Annotated in this window: 10 protein-coding genes; 2 read left to right on the top strand and 8 right to left on the bottom strand. The window is 42.4% G+C overall.

The annotated features are described in order from the left end of the window. Positions 1-257: 257 nt before the first annotated feature. A complete protein-coding gene (locus RMZ95_RS33345; RefSeq protein WP_322682650.1) occupies positions 258-2,546 on the bottom strand; it encodes an FUSC family protein in 2,289 nt (762 codons plus the stop codon). A 108-nt stretch (positions 2,547-2,654) separates the two neighbouring features. Further along, positions 2,655-3,836: a hypothetical protein gene (locus RMZ95_RS33350; RefSeq protein WP_322682649.1), complete on the bottom strand. Its 1,182-nt coding sequence runs from the start codon at positions 3,834-3,836 to the stop codon at positions 2,655-2,657. A 143-nt stretch (positions 3,837-3,979) separates the two neighbouring features. On the opposite strand from RMZ95_RS33350, the gene RMZ95_RS33355 reads away from it, so the two are divergent. Continuing rightward, positions 3,980-5,245 (top strand): hypothetical protein, encoded by a 1,266-nt coding sequence (locus RMZ95_RS33355; protein WP_322682648.1) that lies wholly within the window; start codon positions 3,980-3,982, stop codon positions 5,243-5,245. A gap of 800 nt (positions 5,246-6,045) precedes the next feature. Continuing rightward, the gene (locus tag RMZ95_RS33360; RefSeq protein ID WP_322682647.1) at positions 6,046-9,576 is read left to right on the top strand and encodes an NB-ARC domain-containing protein; all 3,531 of its coding nucleotides are present in this window, start codon (positions 6,046-6,048) and stop codon (positions 9,574-9,576) included. A gap of 189 nt (positions 9,577-9,765) precedes the next feature. On the opposite strand, the gene hemL is transcribed toward RMZ95_RS33360, so the two are convergent. From hemL to hemF, 6 genes are all read right to left on the bottom strand, one after another. Next, the gene (gene hemL / locus RMZ95_RS33365; RefSeq protein WP_409884453.1) at positions 9,766-11,070 is read right to left on the bottom strand and encodes a glutamate-1-semialdehyde 2,1-aminomutase; all 1,305 of its coding nucleotides are present in this window, start codon (positions 11,068-11,070) and stop codon (positions 9,766-9,768) included. Between the two features lie 56 nt (positions 11,071-11,126). Continuing rightward, the gene (locus RMZ95_RS33370; protein ID WP_322682646.1) at positions 11,127-11,696 is read right to left on the bottom strand and encodes a heme-binding protein; all 570 of its coding nucleotides are present in this window, start codon (positions 11,694-11,696) and stop codon (positions 11,127-11,129) included. Positions 11,697-11,733: 37 nt separating this feature from the next. Then, positions 11,734-12,477 (bottom strand): DevA family ABC transporter ATP-binding protein, encoded by a 744-nt coding sequence (locus RMZ95_RS33375; RefSeq protein ID WP_322682645.1) that lies wholly within the window; start codon positions 12,475-12,477, stop codon positions 11,734-11,736. Positions 12,478-12,561: 84 nt separating this feature from the next. Further along, entirely contained in the window at positions 12,562-13,737 is a 1,176-nt protein-coding gene (gene devC / locus RMZ95_RS33380) for an ABC transporter permease DevC (protein ID WP_322682644.1), read from the bottom strand. Between the two features lie 148 nt (positions 13,738-13,885). Then, the gene (locus RMZ95_RS33385; RefSeq protein WP_322682643.1) at positions 13,886-15,079 is read right to left on the bottom strand and encodes an ABC exporter membrane fusion protein; all 1,194 of its coding nucleotides are present in this window, start codon (positions 15,077-15,079) and stop codon (positions 13,886-13,888) included. Between the two features lie 142 nt (positions 15,080-15,221). Beyond that, complete coding sequence (gene hemF / locus RMZ95_RS33390) at positions 15,222-16,259, bottom strand: oxygen-dependent coproporphyrinogen oxidase (protein WP_322682642.1); 1,038 nt, start codon at positions 16,257-16,259, stop codon at positions 15,222-15,224. Positions 16,260-16,455: the final 196 nt, after the last annotated feature.

Below are 16,455 nucleotides of genomic sequence, written 5' to 3' on the forward strand. Positions count from 1 at the left end.
GATCTAAGGAATAAAGCTGTACTGAGTTTTTTTCAAAAATCAAATATGAGTCCTATATGACCATATACTAATACATGATTTTGCAAGTGCGATCACCATTTTTTTAGCGGTGATTTAAGGATTTTAGGGAAATTCTGACAAATCAAGAGTGAGACTTTGTGCGACACAATTCTAAATAAATTAGTCATGCTTTTGTTACAATTTTGCAATAGCTCTGTGAATATAACCCAATTTATCCCACTATTTTGCAACGCCAATTATTCTTGCAGACGAGCAATTACACAGTGCATAACTTTAATTTCATTAACAATTCGATCCAGTTCTGTGGAAAGTGGAGTTTGTTCTCGAACGGCTTGTAATGTGGGAGTTAAAGTGTTGGAATTGGTAGCAATCTCTGATAACCGAGCAGTATGTAGCTGTTGGATTTGGTGGTGAATTGCTTCGAGATCGCTATCCAGCGCTGGTAATGGTTGGGGTGAGTGTCCCTGTCCAAGGGCATCTGCTAAGTTTTCCAAAACTTGGACAATGGTATCGGCAAGTTGCTTAAGTTCAGTAAATTGGTACTCGCCGCTAAATTCCCGCAGATGTTCTGCCAAAGTTGTTACCGAACTGAAAAAGCCACGAATATATGCCATCAACGTCATTACAGGTTCGATTTCTCCCTGAATATGACGAGGTTCGCTGAACAATCGTTGAGCTGCGGCGTTAGCGTTGACGTTTTCTAGTGCTGCTTGGTGGCGTAGCATATTGATAGAATCAGCAAACGCATTATGTTCTGGATGGAGATAGTTAGCTATTACTTGCTGAAAGTAAGCAAGATTAGCTCGAATTGTCTTTTCCAGTTGTGCAGGAAGTTGCTGTCGTTCCCAACGCGGGAAAAGCAAATAGCTACCAAGCAGTGCTAAGGCACCCCCAGCAAAGCTATCGAAGATCCGCAATACTCCAACCTGCCAGCCACCTGCACTAATCATGTTGAGTAGCAATATGATGGCGGGAGTGAGTAGTATGGTGAATATACTGTAGCTTAACGATCGCACTGACATGGCCACAAACACCAGCACCAGGAAACAAACTGCGATCGCCAATTGATTCTTAACTAGTAAAATCAGAGCAATGCCAATAATTCCACCTAAAATAGTACCGATGACTCTTTGGACTGTTGTCTGTGACGTTCCGCCAAAGTTGGGTTTGAGTGCAACTAAAGCTGTGAGCGTTATCCAGTAGCCTCTAGGTAGTTGGAATACCGATGCAATTAATTCAGCAAAAGTTACGATCAGTGCGAGGCGCAACGCATGACGAAAGAGGACTGAATCAAAAGTGAAGTTATTTCGCAGCGTATCAATGATTGTAGAACGTTCTGGTTGGGCTGGAGGGGAAATATCTCGTTGGGTAATGCTGTTACGCAGTTTTCCTTGGCTTAAATCTGTAACAATCTCTGCATCAGTATGAATTTGCTCTACTAGCTTTGTCAGACTGGCTGTAATTTTCCCAAGGTTGAGGAGATCGGAATAATCATCTGTTTGAGCATTGATGGTTTGATTGAGGACTTGCGAACGCAGAACTTGCCTTTGGTGTTCTAGTGCTTCAAGACTCCGATCGAGATCCCCTAAGTGAGGTGATTTTTTTCCTTTGGCGATCGCTTCTGATAACATTTGCAGAGCAATTGCTGACTGTTGTATCACTTGTTGAATTTCTGGTTGTAACCGAGAAAATAATTGATGTTCGGATGCGATCGCTAATAGTTCGTTCAGTGCTACAACCGAATTGACAATTTGATTTACATCCTCGATTAATACGAGTAACTGATTTCCTCGTAGGTTAGCTCCTCTTTGCCTAGTCCAAATAGTTGTCCAGACGCTACGGGCAGATATCAAGTTTTGAATAACTGTATCCTGAAATTGCAAAAATCGCTGTTCCCACTCCTGACGATCCTTTGGATTTAATGCTCTGTGGCCTACCAAGTCCACAAAATTGCTTAATGAGAGATAACAGTTAGCAACTATCTGCATTGCAGGTACATAAGGACGCACCACCCACAGTCCTAATGACAGGACAGTTGTCCATGTTCCACCAGCCAGACATAGCCCACAGTGTTGAATAAGAGTAGACAAATTAGAAAATGCAGCGAATCTAGCCAGCGCAATCACAAACATGATCGAAGTAATCAAGCTGACAGATGCAGCCACGTTGCCATAGAGATTGGCTAAACCTGCGATAAATATTACCAAGAACGTGGTCGGGACAGCTAACCAGAGATGACTGCTAACCAGACTTGCGATTAAAAACATCACAGTTACCCCAATCGTAGCTGCGATCATCGCGATCGCTCGCTGACGGTAAGCTCCCTCAACATTTACCATCCCAACAAACCAAGCTGCCATAGTGGCGATCGCACTTTCAGCAGTATGACCTGTAATGATGCCAATTCCAATCGGGACACCCAGTACAAAAAGGCTACGCAATCCAGAGGAAAGGGCGGGTTTACCTGGCTGGAGTTGAAACTGCTGCAACAACCAACCCAGAGGACGTTTATCTGTAAATGACATTATGAGACTGGCGATTATAACAAAGCGCGATCGCTTCTTAAAGCATTTTAGCCAGATATAACAGCGTGGCGGATGTCTGTAATATGTCTTTTGAGGTGATTGAGTTGCTTAATTTTTGCGAGCGCTGGTACATTTACTGAGAATAACTTCCAGCCGATTCTGTACTTGCTCAAGTTCTTGGCGCTTTTGGTAAATCCACATCTTTTCAGCCAGAGTTTTGTTGTAAGCTTTTTTCTGGTGTTCTAGGAGATTTTCGTAAAGTGCGATCGCTTGTGCAATTACTCGACTAGCTGATTCAACTCGGCTATTAAAGACTGAGCCAACTATTTCATCTAACTTCTCGGAAAATTTACCCATTGACTCATGAAATTTTTCAAATCCTAGTTCAATTACTTTCCCTTTTATTTGGTCTTTTAGCCCATCCAAATCTAGCATTCCTAAACCAAACGAACCAGCAATTGCAGCAGCTAGGCTTGCAACAACTACGGCAATAAATCCAAGCCCTGAAAATACCATTAATCCAGCAGCTAAAGCACCAATCCCAAGACCACCACCAATTCCTCCCATTCCCGTAAAGTCATCATTTATACCATTAATTGAAAATTTAAGTTGTTGACCTAAATTTGTTTGTATATTCATATCCATGCTTTGAAATTCACTTTGAATTGCATTTAACTCATAAGCTATTTTTGCATCTAAATATTCAATGGTTTTGAGCAAAATGACATCTCTAAGTTTTGTATTACCCCATATATCTATCTCTCGTGACACAGTTTCAGTAAATTGATTTATGTAGTCTTGAATAAGTTTGTCTTGACTAACAACAGGACTGTGTAATGAATCCCAGTGTTTACTTTGATAATTAATATTTCCTTTCAGTTCTTCACGCCACTTAGTCCAGGAATCAGTAGCTTCTTTAATTACTTCTTTTTGTTTAATTTCAGCTAAAAGCTTAATTTTGACATCTCGTCCACTAGCTTCTCCTATTTTTTCAAATATTTTCTGCTTTTCTGCTTCATAAATTTTAATTTTACCCTTTAAAATATCCTCAAATTGATACAACCCATATAAATTTATTTGTATCAACTTATTTATTTGAGTAATAAAATACTTGATTTTTAGTTTTCCACTGTCAAAAGTCGGAAATTTATCAATTATCACTCCCAGCAGCACTGTGACTAAATTTCCCAGAAATATCACGAGCGGCGTGATATTTTTTTGAATTAGCTTTTGTCCGGTAATCTGTGACAATAGCTCAACAGTCTTAAAGCGAACCAGTGAAGTATTCATAAAGTATATGAGGCAATAGAGTTTTTCAAGCTTAGTATGCCCAGATTTAGACAAAATTAATTAATATACCGAATAAATACGGTTATCTTTGCTTTTTTATACCAGTTAAATTCAAGAAAATTAGCTTTGAGCAACCTATGAATATGCTGTTCCAATTTCCGCCTGCAATTCAAGCTGGTATTGATGCGGGGAAATATCTACAAGTCTCTAGCAATGGAGTACCCTTAAGCATAGCCAGAGATGCAGTCACCGGGCACTTTGTTGGCCATGCTATTGGTGCTAGTGTCAATAACAGTCCTTTATCTCCACTGTTAGCTGATTATAATTTGATTCCGAGTAGGGAAGGTTTTACAGCAGTACTGAATGGATTACAAACTATACAGACTAGCTTGGGTGTGCTGCAAGCAACTACAGCCTTGATTGGTGTGGGAACAATTGCAGGTGTAGCGTTGACAGCAGTAAATCTGCACCAAACAATGAAATTAAGAAAAGAAGTAGAGCAATTAAGGCTGGAAGTCAAAAACGGTTTTATTGACTTGAAACAAGCTTTAAAAGACCAAGGAGTAGAAATTAGGCAAATAATCGAGCAAGTAGCTCAAGATATTAAATTTGAACAACATCGCACAGCTTTAGTGAGGGCGTATGGAGTGTTTATCCAGGCGATGAACCGCTTCCGTTCAGCGATGCAATTGCAAGATTTCAGCCGGAGGAACGCTGAGATTGATAGCGTTAGGGGAATGTTATTTGCGGCTTTAGCAGATTACAGTAATCCCCATCTACTGGAAGAAACCTGTGCAGCTGGTCAATTACGCAGACTCGAATGTGCTTGGGCAATTGAACAGGTGATTGTTGCAACTTATCAAGTGCAGAATGAGGTTTCAGCAGTTAGCGATCGCTTGTCTCATCTCCAAGATAAAATCTGTCAAGATGCTCTCACCGTGATTAATCGCTGCGAATCACATGATGAGCTTGATTTTCTCTTTCCCGAAATTATCCGCATTAAAAATCATGATTTAGCAGTATTGGATTCGTGGCAAAATCATGTTGATTGGATGCGATCGCTTCCTTCATCAGATTTAAAGCTTTTAAGTAGCGCTGATTTTAATAGTCCAGAGACTCACTACTCCACAATCAATGTAGCAGAACCGCCAGAACAATTAGTATATGAGAGTTTAGCCGAAAAATCTCATTTCTATTCGCTTCGTGACCAGTTACTATTTATATTCGAGCCTGAACTACGTCGAGAGTATGAATTTTATATTAGCGATCGAGCTGGAATTACTGGTTATAAAACATTAGTTACATCTAATTTGCAACAGGCATCAGACTTAACTGTTGGTAATCTTTATTACTATTTTAAGGTGAGAGATGAATCTAAAGATGAGACAGAGTTAGTTTCAGCTAACTAAAACACATACAGAAATTCTTGAAGTAACTATTTTCTCAAGTCCGCATAGGCGGACTTTTTTATATAGCTGCGACTTTCAGCTACTTAAGCATTATTTACTCAAATACTACTGTTATATTACCAATTTGCTCTTTTATTTTGTGATTAGGCAAATTTTGCTAAACCTGATTCAAGAATTTTTCGTTTTATTCCTGTATCTTGTTGTCCATCTACGCAATTTGTAAATTTATTTATACTAGATACAAATAGAGAACTATGGGGACTGGCAATGCAGATGGTTGAAAACAACTATACTTATCGAGAAATACAAACAGTTTTCTCTCATTTATTTACTCTCAAACAGATGCTTGAGTTTTTAGATTAACTATTAAAATTAGCTCAAAAATAATTGAGAAAAGTTCATCTTTCATTAAGATTAAGTCATCATAGTCATCATTTTTATCCCCAGAGACTCGAACAAAAGAAAATCGCGCTCGTCAATTTATTTTTTTTAGCGATCGCATCTTTGCTAGCTTGTTAGTTCAAATGTACTATATCTCCGGCTCAAGCTTCGGGTGGGTGTCGATAAAATTGGATGTATATCAATCACCATAAAGGTTTGAAGTTTAGCACCGAGAACTAGTCTAAACTCCAGTATTGAGTGGAAAACGTTTTAGTCAATTCCGCGAAGTTTCGGTTAAAAAGAAAAAAGTCATTATTGACACCATCAAAAAAAACCGAAAACAGTTATAAATATATCTTGGGTGAAAAAGTACTTAAGTTCTGTGCTAAATCTATCTTTGTCTGTAGAGGAATTTGGGTATGCTAAGACGCAAGCGCGGAGTTATACTCACTTCTGTCGGTTTACAGAAGTTTGAGGAAGCAAGGCACAAGTTTGAGTTTCGAGATAATTTTGGCAAGAGATTTACTCTTGAAGAGTTAAGCTACCGCACTAACTTAGATCCTCTAACAATTAGAAAAGTTTTGAACCGTAGGAAGGGAGTCGACAAGCGAACACTTGAGGCTCTCTTTCTTGGTTTTGATAGCTGCCTATGCGAAGGCTACTATTCGACCTCAGACCCCAATTGCCGTCAAGATTGGGGGGAAGCTGTTTCTGTCTTAGCATTTTACGGACGTACAGAAGAACTCAGTACTCTGGATGAGTGGTTGCTGAAGGATAGCTGTCGATTAGTGACCATTCTCGGAATGGGTGGAGTAGGGAAAACTAGTCTGTCGATCAAATTGGCAGAACTAATGCAAGACAAATTTGATTGTATTGTCTGGCGATCGCTGTATGACGCTCCACCCATTGATACATTCTTGGGTAGCATCATTCAGTTTCTGTCTGACGAGCAAGAAACCGAGGCAGAATTGCCGGAAAGCGTTAGTGATAAGATTTCCCAGCTGCTTAACTACTTTAAGGAAATGCGCTGCTTGGTCGTGTTCGATAATGTAGATGCTGTATTACGTGGTGGGAGTCGAGCAGGACAATATAGGGTTGGATATGAGCAGTATGGCGAACTCCTCAAACGAGTAGGTAAATCAGATCACCAGAGTTGCTTGCTACTCACAACGCGAGAAAAACCGAAAGAGGTCGCCTCTCTAGAAGGAGAAGCCTTGCCAGTGCGAACTTTGCGATTGGGTGGACTAAAAGAAGGAGAGGGAGAGGAAATTCTTAAGAGTAAGAGGCTTAAGGGTTTAGAAACTCAATTCAGCGCACTGGTTACACGCTATGGAGGCAATGCCTTAGCCTTAAAAATTGTCGCAACTACGATTCAAGATTTATTTGATGGTTATATTTCTGAGTTTTTAAAGGAGGAAACCACCGTATTTGGCGATCTTCGCGACTTATTAGACCAGCAATTTGAGCGTTTATCTGATGAGGGAAAGCATGTAATGTACTGGCTAGCGATTAATCGGGAGCCAGTTACCCTCTCCAAGTTACGAGAAGATTTAGTATCGCCTTTTCCCCAACTGAATTTAGTTGAAACGCTGGAGTCTTTGGGACGGCGATCGCTCATTGAACGACATACAACTTGCTTCACCCTACAGCCAGTCGTCATGGAGTACGTGACAAGTCGCTTGGTTGAACAAGTTTGTGAGGATATTGCTAACCAGGAGTTTTCGCTTTTTAAAAGCCATGCTCTGATCAAAGCTACCGCCAAAGACTATGTAAGAGAGACTCAAATTCGTCTGATTCTCTATCCCGTGATTAACAGGTTAATTCCAGTCTTTGAAGGCAAAAAAAACTTGGAATATCAACTGACTCAAATTTTACTCAAGCAGCAACAGAAGTCACCTTTGGAGCCGGGATATGTAGCAGGTAATATTTTTAACTTACTCAATCAGCTAGGAACTAATTTAACGGGCTATGATTTCTCTGGTCTAACCATTTGGCAGGCTGACCTACGAGATGTAAATTTACAAAATACAAACTTTGCTTACGCCAATCTAGCCAAGTGTACGTTTACTGAAACTTTTGGTGCTATTCATGCGGTAGCTTTTAGTCCTGATGGAGAACTTCTGGCGGTAGGTGACAGTAATGGAGAAATTCATCTTTACCAAGTTAGCGATGTGCAACCAGTCTTCATCTGCACGCGACACAAGAGTTGGGTAACATCACTGACGTTCAGCCCTGATGGTAAGATTCTCGCTAGCGGCAGCACAGATTACACAATAAAGCTATGGGATGTTAGTACTGGTCAGTGCCTTCGCACCTTAGAAGGGCATACAAATGAGGTTTGGTCGGTTGCATTTAGCCAAGATAATTGCACATTAGCAAGTGGCAGCGATGACTGCACCGTGAAGCTATGGAATAGCAGCACTGGAGAATGCTTGAAAACACTTGAGGGACATCTTAGTTGGGTACTCTCTGTTGTCTTTAGGGGAAATACTCAACTGTTGAGTGGTAGTGACGATCGCACCGTTAAATTGTGGGATATCAACACTGGAAAGTGTATGCAAACGTTTGAAAAGCATCATAATAGTGGAATCCGGTCAATTACCCTCAGTCCAGATGGTCAGATACTAGCAACTGGCAGCGAGGATCAAACTATTAAGCTATGGAAGACTCAAACGGGTGAATGTCTCAAAACACTTCTGGGGCATTCTAATCGAGTTTTTTCAGTGGACTTCAGCCCACAAGGCGACATTTTGGCTAGCGGCGGTCACGATCATCACGTGAAGTTATGGGATGTCGATACGGGTGAATGTTTCAAAACGCTTCAAGGACATTTCAGTTGGGTCTTTGCAGTTGCCTTTAGTCCCCAAGGTAAGCTTTTGGCTAGTGGCGGCCACGATCAAACTGTGAAGCTATGGAGCGCCGATACAGGTGAATGCCTCAAGACCCTACAAGGATATACCAATCAAATACTCTCTCTTAGCTTTAGTCCTGTTAGTGCTAGTTTGCCAAGCATTGGTCAAATTTTTGCTAGTAGCAGCCGCGATCGCACTGTGAGGTTATGGGATGCCGCAACTGGCGAATGCCTCCAAGTGTTAAAAGGACATTCCAACTCGGTTCATTCAGTTATCTTTAATCATGAAGGAAATATCCTAGTCAGCAGTAGTGTAGATAAAACACTAAAAATATGGGATGTTCGTTCAGGTCAAACCTTAAAAACCTTACAGGGACATCGCGCAGCAGTTTTATCGATTGCCTTTAGTCCAGACAGCCAAACCATAGCAAGTGGTAGTGAAGACTGTACTATAAAACTGTGGGACGTTCGTTCAGGTCGAACCTTAAGAACCTTACAGGGGCATGACGCTGCGGTTTGGTCAGTTACCTTCATCTCTCAAGGAGATATATTGGCGAGTGGCTCCTGGGATCAAACGGTCAAGTTATGGGATATTCACACGGGTAACTGCCTCAGAACGTTGGCAGGACACACAAGTTGGATTTGGGCAATTGCGATCGCTCCCGATGGTAATACCCTGGCAAGTGCTAGTCCAGATCGAACAATCAGGCTGTGGAATTCGCACACGGGTGACTGCCTCAACGTTTTGCAAGCAGACACAAACTGGTTGCAATCGATCGCCTTTAGCCCTGATGGCAGAATACTGGCTAGCACGAGTCACGATCTGACAATCAAGTTGTGGGATGTCTCTACAGGTGAGTGCCTGAAAGTTTTGCACGGACATACAGGCTTGGTTTGGTCAGTTGCTTTTAGTCCAGACAACCAAACCTTAGTTAGTGGCGGTGACGATGAAACGATTAGACTTTGGGATATCGTAGCAGGCAAATGCTTAAAAACCATGAGAGCAAGTAAGCCCTATGAACAAATGAATATTTTCGGAGTTAAAGGTTTAACTGAGGCGACAACTGCCACGTTGACCTCTTTAGGAGCAGTTATCTAAATTCAAACCATTAGCCTAGTAGTTCGCTTTCGTGACGAAAACGGGGTAGAAGGGTAAGGGGGAAGGTGGAGTCCCCTTTGGGGATAAGGGGCGGGGGAAAAGGTTTTAAATCCCTTACCCTTTCCCCTTTTCCCTTTTCCCTTTCCCCTTTCCCCAGCCTCACCCAGCTTTCGTTGGCTTGACAGACCACTAGCGGGACTTAGACATGACTGTTTGGGCTGCTTGGAGGGTGCGATCAATGTCTGCTTCGGTATGAGCTAAAGAAGTAAATCCGGCTTCAAATTGAGATGGAGCTAAATAAATTCCATGTTCCAACATACCGCGATGGAAGCTAGCAAATTTACTTAAATCAGACTTTTTGGCATCCTCATAATTGCGAACTGGACTTTCGTTAAAGAAGAAACCAAACATGCCGCTAATGCGATCGCCGCAGGTAGCATGACCTGTTTGTTTAGCAATCTCCAGCATCCCGTCTGTGAGTCGCTTGGTAATGCGATCGAGATACTCGTAAGTTCCAGGTCTTTGCAACAACTCTAACGTCTTAATCCCTGCTGTCATCGCCAGTGGATTGCCCGAAAGCGTTCCGGCTTGATACACATTTCCGGCTGGAGCAACCATCGACATAATTTCTTGGCGACCGCCATAAGCGCCTACGGGTAGACCGCCGCCGATAACCTTACCTAAAGTAGTTAAATCAGGAATAACACCAAATTTTTCCTGCGCTCCACCGTAAGCGATGCGAAAGCCTGTCATCACTTCATCAAATACCAGCAGCGCTCCATACTCCTGCGTCAGTTTTCGCAAACCTTCAAGAAAACCCGCAGCAGGTGGAATAAAACCTGCATTTCCTACCACAGGTTCAAGAATTACACCAGCAATTTCATCAGGATTTTGCTCAAATAAAACTCTTACTGCTTCTAAATCGTTGAAAGGAGCAGTCAGCGTGTTGCTAGTTACGGATTTGGGTACGCCAGGAGAATCGGGCAAGCCGAGAGTGGCAATGCCTGAGCCAGCCTTAACGAGAAACATATCGGCGTGCCCGTGGTAACAGCCTTCAAACTTGATTACTTTCTCTCGTCCCGTAAAAGCTCGCATCAGACGAAGCACAGCCATACAAGCTTCTGTGCCGGAGTTGACAAAACGCACCATTTCGATACTGGGAACAGCATCGATTACCATCTGTGCCAGTACATTTTCGAGATAGCAGGGCGCACCGAAGCTAGTTCCTTTTTCCAGGGCATCGTGGAGAGCAGCAATGACTTCAGGATGAGCGTGACCGCAGATAGCAGGCCCCCAACTGCCGACATAATCGATATATTGATTGCCATCCACATCCCAGATGTAAGCATCCTTGACGCGATCGAACACAATCGGCTGTCCGCCAACGGATTTGAAAGCCCGCACGGGAGAACTGACTCCTCCTGGCATTAATTTTTGAGCAGCAGCAAAGATTTCCGCCGATTGGGTGGTTTTTAAGCGAGTCGTTGCAATCATAATTTTTTCTCCTGAGATTTTGACTTGGGTTCTAGAGTTAGCTGAAACCAACCGTCTTATTTCAATTCGAGCATGACTTCATTGCGTCTGAATGCGGGCAAAATGAAGGGAGAGTCATAAAAAGCATAAATCGGTTTACCTTTTGTCTCGATACCTTGTTGAGCGAGAAAAGCAGATAATTTGGCTTCCTTTTCCTGCAATTGTTCATCCCCAGCCGAGCCGGAGAAACGAATTGCCGCAACTTTGTTGCTGGGAACTTCTTTGATAGTAATGCGAGAGTCTTTTGGTTTTGGCAGCGTTGCTAGGGTGTATTCTGAGGGCATCACGAACTGTACCGCCCAAGTGCTAGCAATATTTTCTCCCGCTTCTTGTTGAATGACGGGCGCAGTCATGGCGATTTTTTCACTTGGCTGAGATTGCGTGACGGGCGCGGTCATGGCAATTTTTGTTACAGACGTGTTTTCACCAAATATGTAAGCGGCAAGAATCGAAAATGCAGCTTTGTTTGCTCGATCTCTTTGGGCTTCAATGAGTGTTTCGGCAACAATTTTTGGCTCGTATTGCCGGATTTCAATATCATCATAGGATTGCAATACGCAATATTTTGATTCTTCAGTTTGACTCATCAGACTTTCACAAATAACTAAAATTAATCGTATAAAACTAGTTGCCTACTTCTTGTACTAACCGTCCGTCTTCCATCTCGATGATGCGATCGGCAATATCGAGAATTCGATTATCGTGAGTGACTAGTAAAATGGTGCAACCCTGCTCTTTAGCTAAACGCTGCATGATATCTACAACATCGCGACCTGATTTTTTATCAAGAGCAGCAGTGGGTTCGTCGGCAAGAACAATTTTAGGATGGCTGACTAGGGCACGAGCGATCGCAACTCGCTGTTTTTGCCCTCCAGAAAGACTGTCTGGATAATAATCGATGCGATCGCCCAAACCAACACTTTTGAGAGTATCCGTCGCCAGCCGATCCATATCTTGCTTTAGATACTCATCATGCAGTTCTAAAGACATTCGGACATTCTGCTTTGCTGTTAAGAAAGTCAATAAATTGTGTGCTTGAAAAATATAACCAATCTGCCGCCGCACTTCCATCAATTGCCGCTTACTAGCCCCACACATTTCCTGTCCCAAAACTTTCAGGTTGCCTTCTTTAGCGGTTCTCAATCCACCTATTAGTGTTAGTAAGGTGGTTTTACCAGAACCAGATGGCCCAGTCATAATTACGATTTCTCCAGAATAAATGTCGAGATTAATATCAAACAAGACTTGCTTGCAGAGTTGTCCCTGACCGAAGTAGTAATCGAGATGGCAAACTGAAATAACTGGTTGTTGGCAAGTATTTTGAACTTGGAGTTTTGAGCTTCGATCGAGACTAATTTCTTGCAGCATGAGAGTTCAACTGTAAATTTGGGTTTTGTTCTAGAAAACTATGAGTTTTGAAATGCGATATTTTGCTAAACTTCAACTCAAAACTTAGAAGATATCAGCTGGATCGGCTGCTCGTAATTTTTGTATGGCAAGCGTTCCCGCTCCAATACACATAACGAATGTCAACACTAACACAGTTACCGCGCGAGCTAGTTTCATTGCAGTCGGTAAAAACGTCACGGATTGGAAAAAAATGTAAAATCCACTTGAGAGCAAAAAACCTGGAATAAAGCCTAAAACAGCTAAAATAAAAGCTTCTTGAGCGATAATTTTAATTAGATATATATCGCTGTAACCCATTGCTTTTAAAGTTGCATATTCGGGCAAATGATCTGAGACATCAGTATAAAGAATTTGATAAACAATGACTGCTCCGACTAAAAAACCGATTGCGACACCGAGGTTAAAAGTCGGGCCAATAGAGGAGCCTGTAGACCAATATGCACTTTCACGAGCAGTGAATTCAGCGATGTTTAGTACTAGTAAATCATCCGGCAGCTTGGCTCGTAAATCAGCCTGAACCTGCTCAATGGAGGCATTTGATTCTACGTCAATAATACCAAGATCGATGTCGTTTGCTTGGCGTTGGGGAAAAAGTCGTAAAAAGGTAGAATCGCTGACGATCAGATTGCCGTCAGCAGAAAAAGAAGAACCGAGCTTAAATAATCCAACTATTTGAATTTGATAATCGTTAGTTTGGACGATCAGCGGATTCTGTTTTTTCAGCAAACTAGGAACGTCTCCAAGCTGAGGAACCAATCCAGCTCTATCAAATAACGCTCGATTCAATAACTTCAGTTTATTCAATTGTCCATTGACTTCTGGTAAGTCAAATGCTGGCTGATTTGGATCGATTCCATAGACGAAAAGTTTACGGCTAGCTCGATTTTCAGGATTTCGCCACGATGCTTGACTCACATATAGCGTCGTCAGGGATTTTACACCGTTAACACCTGCTATTTTATAGAGTTTATTTCTGGAAAAACTTTTGATAGATTGCAAGTTATCAGACAGTTTATTGACTAAAAATAAATCTCCTTTAAGCGTGGTATAGGGAGTAACTTGCGAATCAAATAGTGCATCCCTAACTCCCAGTTGAAAAAACATTAGAAAATCGGCAAAGGCAATTCCTGCTATAGCAACGAGCAATCGAGTCTTTTGACGGCTCATTTGCCGCCAAGCAAGTGGGGTTTTACGAAATAATTTATCGAATATAGTCAAGTTGCTTCGCTCCCATTCAAAATTATAAATTCAAAATTCAAGCAACATATCTTTGGGTGAAGTGAAGACGCGATGAATCGCGTCTCTACAAAATGGTTTGTTTGCTGCATTATTTTTGATAATTAGTATTAATTTTGCTTGTTCCCTTTTATTGTTTGATATTGTTATTCGGCTGAATGGCAACTTGTACTTGCAAGTTAGTTAAGTTTGCAACTCGTTTGCTATCTTGGGGAGCGAGTGCAATTCTCACTTCAACAACTTTGCGATCGAGGTTTTCTCCAGGTTCGCCGCTAGTGACTTCTTGTTGGATCACCTGTAGTCCAATCAGCCGAACGGTTCCGCGCAACTGTTGGGAGAAGGACTCGCTGGAAATCTTTACTTGTTGACCTTCACGAACTTTGCCAATATCAGTTTGATATATCTCTGCGATCGCTTCCATCGAACTGGTTTGTCCGAGTTCGGCAATGCCTTTCTCGCCAACGACTTCTCCGGGTTTGGCCTTGATATCGAGAATCCGACCTGCTATAGGTGCGCGGATATAAACTTCAGCGAGATCGGCTTCAGCTTTTTTGACTGCGGCGATCGCTTTATTAACTTCGGCCTTAGCTGCTTGCACGTCTACTGGACGTACCTCAGCAATCTTATTTAGGTTGGCCTTAGCTTGCTGGATTTGCTGCCGTAGGGTATCTACACTCTTATTTTGGTTAGCTTTAGCTTCGGTAAGCTGTGCTTGCGCTGTTTCTAAAGCAAGTTGTTTTCGATCTACTTCTACAGCAGAAATCGCGCCGTTTTGGTAAAGCGAGGAATAGCGATTATACTCAGTATTGGCAGTATTAACTTCGGCTTGCCAGCGAGAGATAGTGGCTTCTCTAGTAGATATTTCGCCCTTTAACTCTTCTTCCAAGCGATCGATTTCAGCTTTTTGGGCAGCAATCTCTCCAGATTTGGCGCCAGCTTGCACCTTGGCTAACTCTGCTTGGGATACTTTGACTTGTGCTTGTGCTTCCAATAGAGCATTTTGCAGCCGATCGCGCGAATCCATAATAGCGATCGCTTGACCGGCTTTAACGCTACCGCCACGCTGTACAAGCAATTTGGCTACGCGATCGTTGCTTAAGGTAGCAGGTACGGATACTTTAATGACTTCCGTTGCTGGTTCTATCCGTCCTAAAGCGGTAATTTCTTCAATCTTTGGTCTGGGTTGCACAACTTCAACGGGTTTGCCGATTGGTTTTGATTGAGAAACACCGTAGAAAGCGATAATTCCTGTAAGAGCAGTACCAGCCACAACTACAGCCAGCATCCATTGTGTTGAAGGTTTTGAGAGCGATTGTAAATTCATGTCAATCCTTCAAATTTCAGCGAGGACTTTGGTAAAATCGTCCTTGGTCATTAGTTATTTGTCCTTTGTAAATACAAATGACAAATGACAAATGACTAATGACAAATGACTAATGACATTTCTGATGTTTTGACGGCAAAAGTTAAACTACAAGAGATGTCAGGCTTGCCCAATCTTGAGGCTTTAAGAATACTTCGTACAACTCGGCTTCTGGGGTGTTGGGTTCGGGTTGATAGCCATACTCCCAACGCACTAATGGAGGTAAAGACATCAAAATTGATTCTGTGCGTCCGTTAGTTTGCAACCCGAAAATCGTGCCGCGATCGTAAACTAAATTGAATTCAACGTAGCGTCCGCGCCGATATAATTGAAAATTACGTTGGCGATCGCTATACTCCATTGACTGCCGCCGCTTGACAATTGGCGTGTAAGCAGGTAGAAAAGTTTTACCGCAATCTTGTGCGAATGCAAATAATTCTTCCCAATTGCGGGTTTGTGGGATGTCAACGCGATCGCTGTAGTTTGCCGCTGCTCCTTTGGGATCGGGGCCTCGATAAAGCTGACCTTGACCGTCTTGATAGTCAAAAAAGATGCCGCCAATGCCCCGCATTTCTTGACGATGTTTGAGATAAAAATACTCGTCGCACCAAGGTTTAAACACTGGATAATATTCGGGATCGTGCGCGTCACAAGCCTGTTTTAATGTGTAATGAAAATGAGCCGCATCTTCAGCAAACGGATAGTAAGGCGTTAAATCGATGCCGCCGCCAAACCACCAAACCGGGCCAGCTTCAAAGTAGCGGTAGTTGAGATGAACGGTTGGCACATAAGGATTGCGCGGATGCAATACCATTGAAGTGCCGGTGGCATAAAACTGATGTCCATTAGCCTCTGGACGTTGTGCCAAGATTGAAGGCGGCAAATAAGAACCCCAAACTTCAGAGAAATTAACTCCACCTTGCTCGAATACTGCACCGTCGCGGATGACGCGGGATCTACCGCCACCTCCTTCGGGTCGTTCCCATGCATCTTCCTGAAACGTACCTTCGCCATCTAGCTGTTGCAAACCCTGACAGATTTCGTCTTGCAACTGTCGCATAAACTGGCTAACTCTAGCCTTGGCATCAACTGGGGGTAGAGGTTTGGATTGAGTTGTTGGAGCAGTTAAAGTAGTGTTCATAAGCAATACCTGTTTTTCCTATTTCTTAATAGCGAACATTTTTGTTTAGCCTCCTAACTTTTTAGATCCCCCTAAATCCCCCGATAAATTGGGGGACTTTAAGAGACTCTTTGCCCCCCTTTTTAAGGCTACGGTGTACACACAAGTGTTGGTGCAGTGTATCTATCCCGCCTCGGAATAAATTCCGAGTCTCATA

Source organism: Nostoc sp. DedQUE07 (assembly GCF_034530975.2).
Taxonomy (GTDB): Bacteria; Cyanobacteriota; Cyanobacteriia; order Cyanobacteriales; family Nostocaceae; genus Nostoc.